This window comes from Streptomyces sp. NPDC060198 (assembly GCF_042728415.1).
GTDB lineage: Bacteria > Actinomycetota > Actinomycetes > Streptomycetales > Streptomycetaceae > Streptomyces.
Window position 1 is genome coordinate 1 of sequence record NZ_JBHWZJ010000183.1, and the last position, 14,176, is coordinate 14,176.

Sequence of the window (14,176 nt, forward strand, 5' to 3'; positions counted from 1 at the left end):
GGACCAAGTCCCGGGGCCCCTCGGCGTCACTGATGCCCTGCGGGTACGCGGCCTTCTCGGCCGCCCCTGCGGGCGCGGGGTCTTCCGTCAGCCGCCGAGCGGCAGGGCACCGGCGAGACGCTCGACGGGCAGCGAGCCGCCGGTCGCCTTGTTGGCGGTGCCACCGAGTACCTCGGCCGCCTGACCGGTGGTCTTGCCGGCCTTGTCCTTGGCCTCGGGAGCGACCAGCTCGCCCGCCTGGTTGACCGTCTTCGCGGCGACCGGGACGGCCGTGCCGACCAGCTTGCCGCCCGTCTCGTTCAGCGTCTTCGCGCCCTGCTGGGCGGTGCCGTCGAGGGCGCTGCTGAGGTTCGCGCTGTCCAGGTTGGTCAGACCGCCCAGGTCGGGCGTCTGCGGGAGCCCCGCCGCGTTCGCGGCACCGGCCGCGCCGATCACGGGAGCGGCCGCGGCGATCAGCAGGACGGCGCGGGCGATACGGCGGGTCAGGGGGAGGGACATGATGCTCCTTCGGCGGGAAGTTCGTCAGTTCCTGCCGGTGCTTGCCCGTGCTCGGCATGCCCGGCAGTGCTCGTCCGGCGTTCCGGACGGACTGATCAACTGCGTCGGGGGCGGGGGAGGTTGCGGTGGGCCGAGGTAAAGAGTCGGCAATGCGTCGGATAATCCGCACCCCGGGCGCTTGGTCCGGGCAGGGAATTCCGCGTCGCCCGAAGTACCGTCACTTCCCTTGTGCTGCATGGGAAACAGGGCGCTGGGCCACGTCTCGCGGCCGGTCCGGGGGTGCCCCGGTGGCCGATGCCCGGGATGGCCCCTGCGGGTGATGCGCCGCGCTACTGTGCGAGGCGCATCCGGACCTCACCGGTGTCCGATTCCGCCGAATCTGCGCTGTCTTCGGACTTCGCGGCTCCGGCTTCTTCCGTGCGCCAGCCCGTGTCCGCCGTCCACACCTTGCCCGCGTAACCGATCTGGTCGATACCGAGTTCGGCGGAGCGGGCGACCGCCCAGTGGGCCAGCGACCAGCCCCGCTGCGCGGCCGTCGTCGCGGTGGCGTCCCCGGAGGCCCCGGCCCCGTCCTTCGCGTCCGCCGTGTCCTTCGCGTCCGCCCCGTCCTTCGTGTCCGTCGCGCGCACCGGTACCGCGACCGTGTGCGCCGCCGCCGGTCCTGCGGCCCCGTCCGCCGGCAGGACCCCCTTGCCGAAGTCCCGCACCAGCTCGGTGCGGAGGCGGTCCGGGTCGCCCGGCGCGGTGGCGGTCGCGGTGACCGGCGCCGCACAGTTCACCGAGGCGGGGATGCGCCCGGTCAGCGCGGAAGCCAGCAGTACCGCGTCCGGCTCGTGCTGCGCGTACGCCTCCGGAAACCCACTGCGCTGCACCTTCTGCGCGGCCTCCGTCAGGGGCAGGTCCTCGTAGTCGTTGATCTTCGCGAGGTGCTCGTAGAACTTCCCGGAGGAGTACACCGGGTCCTGGATCTGCGCCGCGGTGCCCCAGCCCTGCGACGGTCGCTGCTGGAAGAGGCCGAGGGAATCCAGGTCGCCGTAGTCGATGTTGCGCAGCTTCGACTCCTGGATCGCCGTCGCCAGCGCGATGGCCACGGCCCGCTCCGGCATCCCGCGCGCGGCTCCCACGGCGGCGATCGTCGCCGCGTTGGCGGCCTGGTCGACGCCCAGCTCGTACACACGTCCCTCGCCGTCCGCCTTGCCGTCGCCGGAGCGCACCTCGCAGCCGGTCAGCAGATCCTTGCTGCCCGAGAGGTACTGCACGGCGAGATACCCGGCCAGGGCGGCGAGTACGACGAGCGCCGCAAGCACCTGGTAGAGGCGGCGGCGGCCGGTGGGGCGGCTGGGAGAGGGGAGTGTCGTCCGAGGCACGGGCCCACCGTACTGGAGGGTACGGGCAGGGCCGAGATCCGTGCAGTCGCGGATGTCCTCCCGGGACGCCTACCGGACCGCACCCCGTGCCCTCGTTCCCCCCATCCCCGCGGACTCTCCCGGGGCTTCCCCGGTCCGTCCCCCTCCGTCCCCGGTCCGTTTCCGTCCGTCCCCGGCCCGTTTCCGTCCCCCGGCGGATGCGGGCGCGCCGGGGTAATAGGGTCGCAACCATGGCCGATCGCATGCTTGACCTTGCCCTGGACGGACCCGCACTCACCGCCCGACTCGTCGACTTCCCGTCGGTGAGCGGGGAGGAGAAGGAACTGGCGGACGCCATCGAGGCGGCCCTGCGCGAACTCCCGCACCTGACGGTCGACCGGCACGGCAACAACGTGGTCGCCCGCACGCACCTCGGCCGCCCCGAGCGCGTGGTCCTGGCGGGTCACATCGACACCGTGCCGATCGCCGACAACGTGCCCTCCCGGCTCGACGAGAACGGCATCCTCTGGGGCTGCGGCACCTCCGACATGAAGTCCGGGGTCGCCGTACAGCTGCGGATCGCCGCGACCGTCCCCGAGCCCAACCGGGACCTCACCTTCGTCTTCTACGACAACGAGGAGGTCGCCGCCCACCTGAACGGCCTCGGCCATGTCGCCGACGCCCACCCCGACTGGCTGGAAGGCGACTTCGCGGTCCTCCTGGAACCCTCCGATTCCCAGGTCGAGGGCGGCTGCCAGGGCACCCTGCGCGTCATCCTGCGCACGGAGGGCGAACGCGCCCACTCCGCGCGCAGCTGGATGGGCTCCAACGCCATCCACGCCGCCACCCCGATCCTCACGGCGCTCGCCGCCTACGAACCGCGCCGCCCGGTCATCGACGGCCTCGAATACCGCGAGGGCCTCAACGCGGTGAAGATCGAGGGCGGCGTCGCCACCAACGTGATCCCGGACGCCTGCACCGTCACCGTCAACTACCGCTACGCCCCCGACCGCACCGCCGAGGAGGCCCTCGCGCACGTCCGCGAGGTCTTCGCGGACTGTGCGATCGCCGAATTCACGGTGGACGACCACTCGACCGCCGCCATGCCGGGCCTCTCCCACCCGGCGGCGAAGGCGTTCATGGAGGCCGTCGGCGGTACCGCCCAGCCCAAGTTCGGCTGGACCGACGTCTCCCGCTTCGGCGACCTCGGCGTTCCCGCCGTCAACTACGGTCCCGGCGACGCGCTCTACGCCCACAAGCGCGACGAACACGTGGCGACGGCACGGATCACCCACTGCGAGGAGCGCCTGCGCTCCTGGCTCACCAGCTGACCCACGGCATTACCCCGCCCGTAACCTCCATGGATCTACGCTGACGGGAACAGCCACAACGCAGGTCGGTGGAGGGAGCAGGTCATGGGCAACCCGGAGGACGGGCGCAACCCCGAGCACGCGGAGATCCCCGAGCACACGGAGATCCCTGAGCACACGGAGATTCCCGAAGGCGCGGTCAGGCCCGAGGAACAGCGGCTCGGCCCGGTGCTGCGCCGCAGGGAACAGGTACAGCCCGGCACGACCGATCAGCGGCTGCTGGACTCCGAGGACGACTCGGAATGGGTGCACACCGACCCCTGGCGGGTCATGCGCATCCAGTCCGAGTTCGTGGAGGGTTTCGGGGCGCTCGCCGAGCTGCCCAGCGCGATCAGCGTGTTCGGCTCCGCGCGCACCCCGGAGGACACTCCGGAGTACGACGCCGGAGTACGGATCGGCCGGGCGCTCGTCGACGCCGGCTTCGCCGTCATCACCGGCGGCGGCCCCGGCGCGATGGAGGCCGCCAACAAGGGGGCCAGGGAAGCGAAGGGGATCTCGGTCGGACTCGGCATCGAGCTGCCCTTCGAGTCCGGGCTGAACCCGCACGTCGACATCGGCGTCAACTTCCGTTACTTTTTTGTCCGAAAAACGATGTTTGTCAAGTATGCCCAGGGCTTCGTCGTCCTCCCCGGCGGCCTCGGCACCCTGGACGAGCTCTTCGAGGCGCTGACCCTCGTCCAGACCGGCAAGGTCACCCGCTTCCCGATCGTCCTCTTCGGCTCCGCGTACTGGAGCGGTCTCGTGGACTGGCTCCGGAACACCGTGGTCGCGCAGGGAAAGGCCTCCGAGCGGGACCTGCTGCTGTTCCACGTCACCGACGACGTGGACGAGGCGGTGGCCCTGGTGACGAAGGAGGTCAACCGGTAGTCCGGCCGCCTCCTGCAGTCCCGCTCGCCCGTCGTCCCGCCCGCCGCCCGGGGAGCGTCCTGCTCGATCCGCCGCCCGGGGAGCACCGCAGGCTCCCCGGGCGCCCGGCGCGTCAGGCCAGCCCGCGCCGCGCCACCGCGGGCGGCCGGTGACCGGCGATCGAGGCGACCATGTCCAGTACCTGCCGGGTCTCCGCGACCTCGTGCACCCGGTACACCTGGGCCCCCAGCCACGCCGACACGGCCGTGGTCGCCAGCGTCCCGATCACCCGCTCCTTCACCGGACGGTCCAGGGTCTCGCCGACGAAGTCCTTGTTGGAGAGCGAGACGAGCACCGGCCAGCCGGTTCCCGTCATCTCGTCGAGGCGGCGGGTGGCCTCCAGCGAGTGCCGGGTGTTCTTCCCGAAGTCGTGACCGGGATCGATCATGATCCCGTCCCGGCGCACCCCGAGCTCCACCGCGCGCGCGGCCAGCCCCAGGGTGACCCGCAGGATGTCCGCCATCACGTCCTCGTACTCCACCCGGTGCGGGCGGGTGCGCGGCTCGGCGCCGCCCGCGTGGGTGCAGACCAGCCCCGCGCCGTACCGGGCGGCGACCTCCGCCAGCTTCGGGTCCACCCCGCCCCAGGCGTCGTTCAGCACGTCGGCACCGGCCTCGCACACCGCCTCGCCCACGTCGTGCCGCCAGGTGTCCACGCTGATCACCACGTCCGGGTGGCGGCGGCGGACCTCCGCGACGAAGCCGACCGTGCGCCGGGCCTCCTCCTCGGCGGAGACCTCCTCGCCCGGTCCCGCCTTGACGCCGCCGATGTCGATGATCGCCGCACCCTCCGCGACCGCCTGCTCGACCCGGGTGAGCGCCGGCTCGTCGAGGAACGTGGCGCCCTGGTCGTAGAAGGAGTCGGGGGTCCGGTTCACGATTGCCATGATCACCGGTTCGTGCGGACCGAATTCCCGCCGCCCCAGCCTGAGTGGACCGCTTCGCATCCCGTGTTCCTCCTCGTAGATCGCCCCTGGGGGTCTCGTCCGGATCATGCCGGACGGCCACGGGCCGTGCGGACGCGAACTCGCCACCGGGCCTGTGAGCACCGGTGGGGATCCGGCCCGGTCCGAACGGAAAAGCATGGCACGATCGGACCCGGACTGATTCCCGCCCGCTGGGGAGGCGCACGTGTTCTTGTTCCTGCTGCTCGCGATGGTCGTGGTCGTCGGGGCGGTCACCCTTGCCGTGGTCGGCGGGGGTGACCGGGGGGTGCTCCTGGACACCGCGCCCGAGTGCCTCACGGACCCGTTGCCGGCGACCCGGCCCCTGGTGACCGCCGACATCGAGAAACTCCGGCTGCCGATGGCCGTACGCGGCTACCGCATGGCCGACGTGGACGAGGCGCTCGACCGGGTCGCGGCCGAACTCGCCGAGCGCGACGCCCGGATCGCCGACCTGGAGTCGGCGCTCTCCGGGGCTCTCTCCCAGGGCGCCCCCGGGCCCGACTTCCGCAAGCGCTCCTTCGGCCAGGAGCCGGGCCACGACGAGGGAGGGGAACGATGACCGACGGAGCCCAGCCGGGTCCGGACGGCGCGCTGCGCTGCCCCTGGGGCCTCAGCACCGACGACTACCTCGCCTACCACGACACCGAGTGGGGGCGGCCGGTCCACGGCGACGACGCCCTCTTCGAGCGCCTCTGCCTCGAAGCGTTCCAGTCCGGCCTCTCCTGGCTCACGATCCTGCGCCGCCGGGAGGGCTTCCGCACCGCCTTCGCCGGATTCAGGATCGCCGAGGTAGCCCGGTTCACCGACGCCGACAAGGAGCGGCTCCTCGCCGACGCCGGCATCATCCGCAACCGCGCCAAGATCGACGCCACCCTCGCCAACGCCCGGGTGCTCGCCGGGTGGGCCCCCGGCGAGCTGGACGAGCTGATCTGGTCGTACGCCCCCGACCCGGACACCCGGCCCGCCCCCAAGACGCTCGGGGACGTGGCGGCGGTCACCCCGGAATCGACCGCGCTCGCCAAGGCGCTGAAGAAGCGGTCCGTGCGTTTCGTCGGTCCGACCACCGCGCACGCCCTGATGCAGGCGTGCGGCCTGGTGGACGACCACCTCGCGGACTGCGTGGCGCGGGGTGCCACCGGCTGACATCCGTCGCGGACGGCCCCCGTGTGGTGGGATTCACTTCGCGAGGAAGCACTTCCCGAGGAATCACCTCCCGACGGATCACTTCCCGACGGATCACTTCCCTAGGTAGCGCGGCTTCTCCTTGGCGAGGAACGCCTTCACCGCGATGGTGTGGTCCTGCGAGGCGCCCGCCTTCGTCTGGAGTTCGTCCTCCTTCTCCAGCGTCTCGGCCAGGGTGTGCCCCGCGCCGTACGCCAGGGACGCCTTGAGCGCCGCGTAGGCCACGGTCGGCCCGTCCGCCAGCGCGCGCGCCACGGACGCGGCCTCGGCGGCGAGGTCGGCCGCCGGGACGACGCGGTTGACCAGACCCAGTTCGTAGGCCTGGGCCGCGGTGATCGAGCGCGGGAAGAGCAGCAGGTCCGCGGCCCGGCTCGGCCCGATCAGCCGGGGCAGGGTCCAGGACATCCCGGAGTCCGCGGTCAGCGCGACCCCTGCGAACGAGGTGTTGAAGGAGGCGGTGTCGGCCACCACCCGGTAGTCGGCGGCGAGCGCGAAGCCGAAGCCGGCCCCGGCGGCGACCCCGTTCACCCCCGCCACGACCGGCTTCTCCATCTCCGTGATGGCCAGCACGATCGGGTTGTAGTGCTCGCTCACCGTGCTCAGCGCGTTCCCGCCGCCGGTCTCCTGCGCGGTGAGGAGCGAGGTGACGTGCTCCTTCAGGTCCTGGCCGACGCAGAAGGCACGCCCGGTGGCCGTGAGCAGTACGGCGCGTACGGAGGAATCGCCCGCGGCGGCGCGCAGCGAGTCCCGCAGAGCGACCTTGGCCGCGGTGTTCATGGCGTTCATCGCGTCGGGTCGGTTGAGGGTGATCGTCGCCAGTCCGTCGCTCACCTCGTAGAGCACGGTGCTCGCCAGTTCGTCGGCCATGGTGGTGTCCCCTCGCTGTCCTGGTTCGGTGCCTCGCCAGGCAAGCATGGCCGACGCCCCGCCGGGCCGACATGTGACCTGCGTCTAACGATTGGCTCTCGGCTCGGGCCGCGAGGGGGCGAAGTATCGCAGCCGGATCGCCGAATTGGGTGGTTTTGGTGGTGTGCGTTGTGCAAGCGATGCCGATCGATGTTGGTCATCGGGGTGTCGCATGCGGGATAATGACCTGGAAGCAATGTGTTCGATGCCGGTGAGGCAGCGCCTGTCATGGGGCCGCCGGTTGCGATTGAGCTGGTTTCAGGAAGGGGAACGAGCATGGCGGCCATGAAGCCGCGGACGGGCGACGGCCCGCTCGAGGTGACAAAGGAGGGGCGGGGCATCGTCATGCGAGTTCCGCTCGAAGGCGGCGGTCGGCTCGTTGTCGAGCTGACGCCGGACGAGGCAGACGCGCTCGGCGACGCGCTCAAGAAGGTTGTCGGCTGACCTTCTGCGCGCCCACACTTCACTTCTGCCCCGGCACGGGTTCCCGTGCCGGGGCAGAAGCGTGTCCGGGGCTGGGTGCCCGCGGGGCGGGCCGGGCGAGGCCGTCACGGGCCGGCGGCGGGGCGGGGCGAGGCGGTCACGGGCCGGCGGGGTGGGGCGAGGCCGTCACGGGCCGGCGGCGGGGCGAGGCGGTCACGGGCCGGGTGCCGGCCGCGGCGCGTGCGGTCAGCCGCGCCGGACCGCGCAGAGCAGCCCGTCGCCGACCGGCAGCAGCGTGGACATGAGTTCCTGACTCTCCCGCACCGCCCGCAGCAGTTCCCTGATGCGCTGGACCTCGGCGGGCTGGGCCGCGGCGTCGACCGTACGGCCGTCGGCGAAGACCCCTTCGAAGCAGACGACCCCGCCCCGGCGGAGCAGACGCAACGATTCGGCCAGGTACTCCAGGCTCTCCAGCCGGTCGCCGTCGCAGAAGACCAGGTCGTACCCGCCGTCCGCGAGGCGCGGCAGGACGTCCAGCGCGCGTCCGGGGATGAAACGGGCCTTGTTGGTGGCGAAGCCCGCGGCGCGGAACGCCTCGCGGGCGAACTGCTGCCGTTCCGGCTCCGGATCGACCGTCGTCAGCACCCCGTCGGGGCGCATCCCGTTCAGCAGATAGATGCCGGACACGCCCGTGCCCGTGCCGATTTCCGCCACCGCTTTGGCGTCCGCCGCGGCGGCGAGCAGCCGCAGCGCGGCGCCCGTGCCGGGGGAGACCGAGCGGATCCCGAACGACCTGGACCGCTCGCGGGCCAGGTACAGAGCCTCGTCCTCGGGGACAAAGGCGTCGGCGAACGCCCAGCTCGTCTGCCGGTTGGCGGTAATGACCCTCTCCTGTCCCCGTAGTTGGCGCAACGGTGACTGTATCCGCTGTGCAGGGGAACCCGCAGATGGGACCGGACGTTGGGGAGGGAGAGGGGAAAGCGCCCGAAGGGGGCCCGCGGATCGGGCCCACCGGACCGGCACGAGAAGGCCCCGGGCATGGCCCGGCCCCTTGCGAAAAGGCTTATACGGAGCTAACGGGCGAGGTGGCTATGGTAGGGGCTCCACTGGACACCACCAGAGCCGACAGGGGAGGTGCGGCTGCGCCTGGGGATCGGGGAGGAGCGCTGCGGCGCTTTCTCAGGTCGGCGGGTGAGCCGAAATCCGTGACCAACAACGCTGACCGTTCTTCCAACGATTCCGCAACGACCGCGACCTTCGCCTCCGACACGGAATCCCCGGCGTGGACCCCGCCCTCATGGGAAGAGATCGTCAGCACCCACAGCGGTCGCGTGTACCGACTCGCGTACCGGCTGACGGGCAACCAGCACGATGCGGAGGACCTCACCCAAGAGGTGTTCGTCCGCGTCTTCCGGTCGCTGTCGACGTACACCCCCGGCACCTTCGAGGGGTGGCTGCACCGCATCACCACCAATCTCTTCCTCGACATGGTCCGTCGCAAGCAGCGGATCCGTTTCGACTCCCTCGGGGACGACGCCGCCGAACGGCTGCCCAGCCGTGAGCCGTCGCCGCAGCAAGCTTTCAACGACACCCACTTCGACGCGGACGTGCAGCAGGCGCTGGACACCCTCGCCCCCGAGTTCCGTGCCGCCGTCGTGCTCTGCGACATCGAGGGTCTGAGCTACGAGGAGATCGCGGCGACCCTCGGGGTCAAGCTGGGCACCGTGCGAAGCCGCATCCACCGAGGCCGTTCGCATCTGCGCAAGGCGCTCAAGCACCGGTCTCCCGAAGCCCGCGCCGAACAGCGCTCCCTGGCGGGCGCCGTCCTCGCGGGGGAGGGCGGAACGACGTGACACCCACAGGCCCCACCCCTGCCGAGCAGCATCTGGGGGACCGGCTCGCCGCCCTGGTCGACGGCGAGCTCAAACACGACGCCCGCGAACGCGTCCTGGCCCACCTCGCCACCTGCTCCCGCTGCAAGGCGGAGGCGGATGCCCAACGGCGGGTCAAGTCCGTGTTCGCGCAGACGGCTCCCCCCTCACCCACCGAGGGCTTCCTCGCCCGACTGCAGGGTCTCCCCGGCGGTACGGGCACCGAGGACGGCCTCGGGCGCGGGCCCTTCTCCACCGACGGCCGGCCGGTGGACGACTTCCGCCTCCCGACGGGCCGTCCCCCCGGTGGCCGCCGGACGGAGAGGGCCCCCTCGCCGCTGGACGGCTTCGGATACCTCCCCACCGCGCACGGGCCGAGTGCCGTCCTGCCCGGCGGGCCGGGCGGCTCCGCCTTCCGCATACACGAGGTGGCCCGCGAGGCCGACCGCTCCCCGTGGCGCAGCCGGCGGTTCGCGTTCGCCGCCGCCAGCGCCGTCTCGCTGGCGGCCATCGCGCTGGGCGGTGCCGTCCCGGTGGGTGACTCCTTCGACGTCTCCCTGCGTGCCGAGGGCGCCGGGTCCACCGCGACCCCGCTCGACGCCGACGCACGCGCGGCGAGCGGAATCTCCGCGGCCAGCCGGGGAAGCTCCCAGGGCGGCGCACTCTCCGTGGAGGACCGTTCCGGCACCACGCCCACCTTCGCGGCGTCCTCCGCCCCCGCGGGGCTCGCCACCACGGGCACCCGGCCGCCGGCGGGTACGCAGCCCCTGTCCGGCACCGAGACCCTCTTCGGGACCGGGCAGAAGTACACGCAGCCGACGAGGAGGGTCTCGCTGGCCTCGCTGATATGCCCCAGCACGGCGTCCCCGCTCCTCGCGCCGCTGTTCCCCGCCGCGGCCGCGCAGCCGGGGACCACCGCGTCCGCCACACCTGCCGCCCCGTCGGCCTCCGCCACGCCGCTCTCGGCTCTGCCGTCGCCGCACCAGGCGCTGCGCTGATCGCCCCGCGCCGGTCATGCCCCGGCGCGGGAACGGCACCTCCACGCTCCGCCCCGGCGGCCCGCACGAGCCGCCCCCTCCCCCGCTCGACGCCGTCTCCGTTCAACCCGCCCGAAACCTGGTTGAATGCCGGTCTGAACGCTCCGGGGAGGGCGTGCGGAGGCCATGTACGGGGAGAGTATGGACGAGGGAAAGCCCACCGGACCGAAGCCGAAGTGGTGGAGCCGTCCCTCGACGGGACCCGCCGCCGACACCGTGGGCTCACCCCCGCTCCTCCCGCCGGCCGCACCTGAGCAGCCCGAACCCGCGCCCGCCGCACCGGCACGCGCGGACGGACCCGCGGACGGACCCGCGGCCGCCGTGCCGGAGGTGCCCGGGCCCCGTACCCCCGGCGCCGCGCGCCCCCTGCACGAGCCCGACGAGTACAGCACCCCGCCCTACGGCGGCCCCGGCCCCTGGGCGCCCGCCCCGCCGGTCCAGCACCCGGCCGCGACTCCCGCGCACGGCACCCCCGTACCCCCGGCGTACGCGACGGCGCCCGGTGCGCCGCACCCGGCCGGACCGCACGGGCGGCAGGCCGCACCCGGGCAGGTCCCCGCGCCGGGCGCGCCCTGGCTCCGCTACGACCCGTGGAACTCCGCGCAGCAGCCGCTGATCCGGACCGCCCCGCAGCACTCCGGAGTCGTCCCGGCAGAGGGCCGCAAGGGCGGTCGGCGGGGGTCGCTCCTCATCGGGGCCGTACTCCTCGCGCTGGTCGCGGGAGCCATCGGCGGCGGGGTCGGCGCGTACGTCGAACGGAACGGCGGCCTCACCACCGTGCACCTGCCGCAGGCCGCCGCCGCGCCCGCCGGCCGCGCGCCGGACAGCGTCGCCGGGATCGCCGCGAGCGCCCTGCCGGGCGTGGTCACCCTGCACGTCAGCGGCAGCGCGGAATCCGGCACGGGCACCGGCTTCGTCCTCGACGACCAGGGCCACATCCTCACCAACAACCACGTCGTCGCCCCCGCAGGTTCGTCCGGCGACATCACCGTGACCTTCAGCGGCGGCGAGAACGCGCGGGCCGAGGTGGTCGGCACGGACAGCGGGTACGACCTCGCCGTGGTCAAGGTCGACGGAGTGTCCGGCCTGCGGCCGCTGACGCTCGGCAACTCCGACAACGTCGCGGTCGGCGACCCGGTGGTGGCCATCGGTGCCCCGTACGACCTGTCGAACACCGTCACCTCGGGGATCATCAGCGCCAAACAGCGCCCGATCACCGCCGGGGGCGAGGAGGAGGGCGCCACGGACGTCAGCTACGTCGACGCCCTCCAGACCGACGCGCCGATCAACCCCGGCAACTCCGGCGGTCCGCTCCTCGACGCCCGGGCACAGGTGATCGGCATCAACAGCGCCATCCGCGCGGCCGACACCGGCTCCGCCGAGACCGGCGCCCAGGCGGGGTCGATCGGCCTCGGGTTCGCCATACCGATCAACCAGGGCAAACGCGTCGCCGAGGAGCTCATCAACACCGGTAAGGCCACCCACCCGGTCATCGGGGTCACCCTGGACATGGAGTACACGGGCGACGGGGCGAAGGTGAACACCGAGGGGGCGGACGGCTCCGCCGCCGTCACCGAGGGCGGCCCGGGAGACCGGGCCGGTGTCCGGCCCGGGGACGTCATCACGGCGGTGGACGGCGTACGCGTCCACAACGGCGAGGAGCTCATCGTGAAGATCCGCGCCCACCGGCCGGGCGACCGGCTCGGCCTGCGCCTGACGCGCGGGGGTAAAGAGCTGTCCATGACTCTGACCCTGGGGTCCGCCACCGGCTCCTGAGCCCCCGCCACGTGGTGGGATGTGTGTTCATGCGGCCGGAGCACTGCGTGACGAGGAACCACATACGGGTGTGGCACGAACCTGCGCTGCCCCCGGCCTCGCGGCAGGTCACCCTCCGGTCGGTGCTGCGGGGTTCCCTGCTACCACTTCTGTTCTGGGCCGCTGTCGCCGGCGCCGTGTCCGTGCGGGCCCCGCTCGTGGCGGCGGGCTTCGGCGGGTTCTTCGCGGTGTCGTCAGTCGTGAGGTTCTGGCGCCGCCGCAGGAGGACCCACACCGTGCGGTGCAGTCTCTACGGGGCGCTGGGCGGGGTCTTCGCCCACTCCGGCGACGGGTTCTGAGGCGTCGCGGCGGACGGCGCCCGCCGCGAGAACGCCCGAAGGAGCGGCTTCCAGGGCCGCTCGGGCGCCCGGTGCGATCCGGGCGGGAGCCCCTGGACGTCGTCCGGAGCTACCGTCCGTACAGCTCGGCCAGGTACGGTTTGCTCGGCCGGACTTTCCGGTCGTGCCGGTGGGAGACCACGCGACGAACACGCGGAGCACACGAGGAGCGGCAAAGTGTTCAATGACATAGGCGCACTTGAGCTGCTGACTCTCGGGATTCTCGCCGTCCTGGTCTTCGGCCCCGACAAGCTGCCGAAGGTCATCCAGGACGTCACGCGCACGATCCGCAAGATCCGCGAGTTCTCGGACAGTGCCAAGCAGGACATCCGCTCCGAGCTGGGCCCGCAGTTCAAGGACTTCGAGTTCGAGGACCTGAACCCGAAGACCTTCATCCGCAAGCAGCTCATGGACGGCGAGGACGATCTCGGGCTCAAGGAGATCCGCGAGAGCTTCGACCTCCGCAAGGAGATCACCGACATGACGGACGCCGTGCACGGGCGCGAGAGCGTGGCGGCGGCGACCGCGGCGACGGTGGCCTCGGCCGGTTCCGACGCCGGCGCGCTGACGAAGTCAGCGGCAGCCGACCCGCTGGCGAAGAGCGCCGCCGACCCCCTGAAGAAGGCAGCTCCGGCCGCCGCGGACGACCGCCCGCCGTTCGACGCCGACGCCACCTGAGCCCCGTCCTTCCCGGCTCGTCCGGACGGTATGGCTATTCTCCATCTGTCCGGTTGCGAGGATGCCCGAGCCCGCGGGGGGCGGGCCGCTCCGGATCCTGAGAGATCGAGGAGGCGGCCGGGCAGATGGAGACCACGAGTCGGGTTGACACGGATGGCACGCCCAGCACGGACACCGCGGCGGCGGAGGGGGTGCCCTCGGCCCGGCCAGCGGTCGTCGACGGCTATCTGCAGGCGTCCTTCCCCTGGTACGCGCTGGACGGGGCGTTCACCGGACCGCGCCGGCTGACCCAGGTCGGCCGGGCCGCGGACGGTACGGTCCAGCACGGCGCGATCGGCCACGGTGACGAGCCGCTGGCGCGCCCCGACGCGGGCCCCGAGAAGGAGCGGTTCGCCGTCGTGGTGACCGTGGCCAGCAGCCCCGTACGCGGCAGCGGCGACGGCACCGGGACCCTGGAGGCCACCACGGTGTCCACGGCGGCCTGGCTGGCCGGCTCCGGACTCCTCGCCTGCACCTGGCCGCAGCAGCTCGACCACGGCCTGCGCGACGACTGGCTCGACCAGCAGACCGAGATCGCGTTCGAGCTCGCCGACGAACTGGACGGGGCGCCGTGGTCGACGCTCTCGCTGCCGGTGGACGGCGTGCCGGTCGAGTTCCACTACCGCGAGTCCGAGTTCGGCTGGGTGCTGGCCGGGTCCGCGAAGGGCGTCCACCTCGGTGCGTACGGGCGGGGGATGAGCGCGTACGGGCTCGGCTTCTCGGCCGTCGAGGACGTCGCCGCCTACGCCTGAGCCGGACGGCCCGCCCGACGTGTGAGGAGCCGGGCCGGACGCACGAGGAGCCGGGCGGTCCGTACGTAC

At 72.6% G+C, this 14,176-nt stretch carries 16 protein-coding genes; 11 read left to right on the top strand and 5 right to left on the bottom strand.

Translation table 11 applies throughout. The features are described 5' to 3' along the window. Positions 1-87: 87 nt before the first annotated feature. Both ACFWEP_RS21410 and ACFWEP_RS21415 read right to left on the bottom strand, forming a co-directional pair. On the bottom strand, positions 88-498 hold the full coding sequence (locus ACFWEP_RS21410; RefSeq protein ID WP_387371898.1) for an ATP-binding protein: 411 nt from the start codon (positions 496-498) through the stop codon (positions 88-90). A gap of 329 nt (positions 499-827) precedes the next feature. After that, a complete protein-coding gene (locus tag ACFWEP_RS21415; protein ID WP_387371899.1) occupies positions 828-1,865 on the bottom strand; it encodes a hypothetical protein in 1,038 nt (345 codons plus the stop codon). Between the two features lie 230 nt (positions 1,866-2,095). Between ACFWEP_RS21415 and dapE the strand changes: the two genes are divergently transcribed. Both dapE and ACFWEP_RS21425 read left to right on the top strand, forming a co-directional pair. Continuing rightward, complete coding sequence (gene dapE / locus ACFWEP_RS21420; protein ID WP_387371901.1) at positions 2,096-3,175, top strand: succinyl-diaminopimelate desuccinylase; 1,080 nt, start codon at positions 2,096-2,098, stop codon at positions 3,173-3,175. 84 nt (positions 3,176-3,259) lie between these two features. Further along, on the top strand, positions 3,260-4,081 hold the full coding sequence (locus ACFWEP_RS21425) for a TIGR00730 family Rossman fold protein (protein ID WP_387371902.1): 822 nt from the start codon (positions 3,260-3,262) through the stop codon (positions 4,079-4,081). A gap of 112 nt (positions 4,082-4,193) precedes the next feature. Here ACFWEP_RS21425 and folP read toward each other — a convergent pair whose 3' ends face one another. After that, positions 4,194-5,066 (bottom strand): dihydropteroate synthase, encoded by an 873-nt coding sequence (gene folP, locus ACFWEP_RS21430; protein WP_387371903.1) that lies wholly within the window; start codon positions 5,064-5,066, stop codon positions 4,194-4,196. A 184-nt stretch (positions 5,067-5,250) separates the two neighbouring features. Between folP and ACFWEP_RS21435 the strand changes: the two genes are divergently transcribed. Further along, complete coding sequence (locus ACFWEP_RS21435) at positions 5,251-5,625, top strand: DivIVA domain-containing protein (RefSeq protein ID WP_387371904.1); 375 nt, start codon at positions 5,251-5,253, stop codon at positions 5,623-5,625. After that, positions 5,622-6,209, top strand: a complete 588-nt coding sequence (locus tag ACFWEP_RS21440; protein ID WP_387371905.1) for a DNA-3-methyladenine glycosylase I — start codon at positions 5,622-5,624, stop codon at positions 6,207-6,209. Before ACFWEP_RS21435 ends, ACFWEP_RS21440 begins: the two co-directional genes overlap by 4 nt. 93 nt (positions 6,210-6,302) lie before the next feature. On the opposite strand, the gene ACFWEP_RS21445 is transcribed toward ACFWEP_RS21440, so the two are convergent. After that, entirely contained in the window at positions 6,303-7,115 is an 813-nt protein-coding gene (locus ACFWEP_RS21445; RefSeq protein WP_387371911.1) for an enoyl-CoA hydratase/isomerase family protein, read from the bottom strand. A gap of 315 nt (positions 7,116-7,430) precedes the next feature. Between ACFWEP_RS21445 and ACFWEP_RS21450 the strand changes: the two genes are divergently transcribed. Beyond that, positions 7,431-7,598, top strand: coding sequence for a DUF3117 domain-containing protein (locus ACFWEP_RS21450; protein ID WP_003966491.1), 168 nt, complete (start codon positions 7,431-7,433; stop codon positions 7,596-7,598). Between the two features lie 225 nt (positions 7,599-7,823). On the opposite strand, the gene ACFWEP_RS21455 is transcribed toward ACFWEP_RS21450, so the two are convergent. Next, positions 7,824-8,489, bottom strand: coding sequence for an O-methyltransferase (locus ACFWEP_RS21455; RefSeq protein ID WP_328719572.1), 666 nt, complete (start codon positions 8,487-8,489; stop codon positions 7,824-7,826). A 179-nt stretch (positions 8,490-8,668) separates the two neighbouring features. Here ACFWEP_RS21455 and sigE point away from each other — a divergent pair, with 179 nt between their 5' ends. From sigE to ACFWEP_RS21485, 6 genes are all read left to right on the top strand, one after another. Continuing rightward, entirely contained in the window at positions 8,669-9,430 is a 762-nt protein-coding gene (gene sigE / locus ACFWEP_RS21460; RefSeq protein WP_266708773.1) for an RNA polymerase sigma factor SigE, read from the top strand. Continuing rightward, positions 9,427-10,446 (top strand): zf-HC2 domain-containing protein, encoded by a 1,020-nt coding sequence (locus ACFWEP_RS21465; protein ID WP_387371906.1) that lies wholly within the window; start codon positions 9,427-9,429, stop codon positions 10,444-10,446. The genes sigE and ACFWEP_RS21465 overlap by 4 nt, the downstream gene beginning before the upstream one ends. A 180-nt stretch (positions 10,447-10,626) precedes the next feature. Continuing rightward, on the top strand, positions 10,627-12,261 hold the full coding sequence (locus ACFWEP_RS21470; RefSeq protein ID WP_387371907.1) for a trypsin-like peptidase domain-containing protein: 1,635 nt from the start codon (positions 10,627-10,629) through the stop codon (positions 12,259-12,261). A gap of 47 nt (positions 12,262-12,308) precedes the next feature. Continuing rightward, positions 12,309-12,599, top strand: coding sequence for a hypothetical protein (locus ACFWEP_RS21475; protein WP_387371908.1), 291 nt, complete (start codon positions 12,309-12,311; stop codon positions 12,597-12,599). A 216-nt stretch (positions 12,600-12,815) separates the two neighbouring features. Continuing rightward, positions 12,816-13,316 carry a sec-independent translocase gene (locus ACFWEP_RS21480; protein WP_387371909.1) on the top strand — a complete coding sequence of 167 codons (501 nt, stop codon included), beginning with the start codon at positions 12,816-12,818 and terminating at the stop codon, positions 13,314-13,316. A gap of 125 nt (positions 13,317-13,441) precedes the next feature. Then, a complete protein-coding gene (locus tag ACFWEP_RS21485) occupies positions 13,442-14,107 on the top strand; it encodes a hypothetical protein (protein ID WP_387371910.1) in 666 nt (221 codons plus the stop codon). Positions 14,108-14,176: the final 69 nt, after the last annotated feature.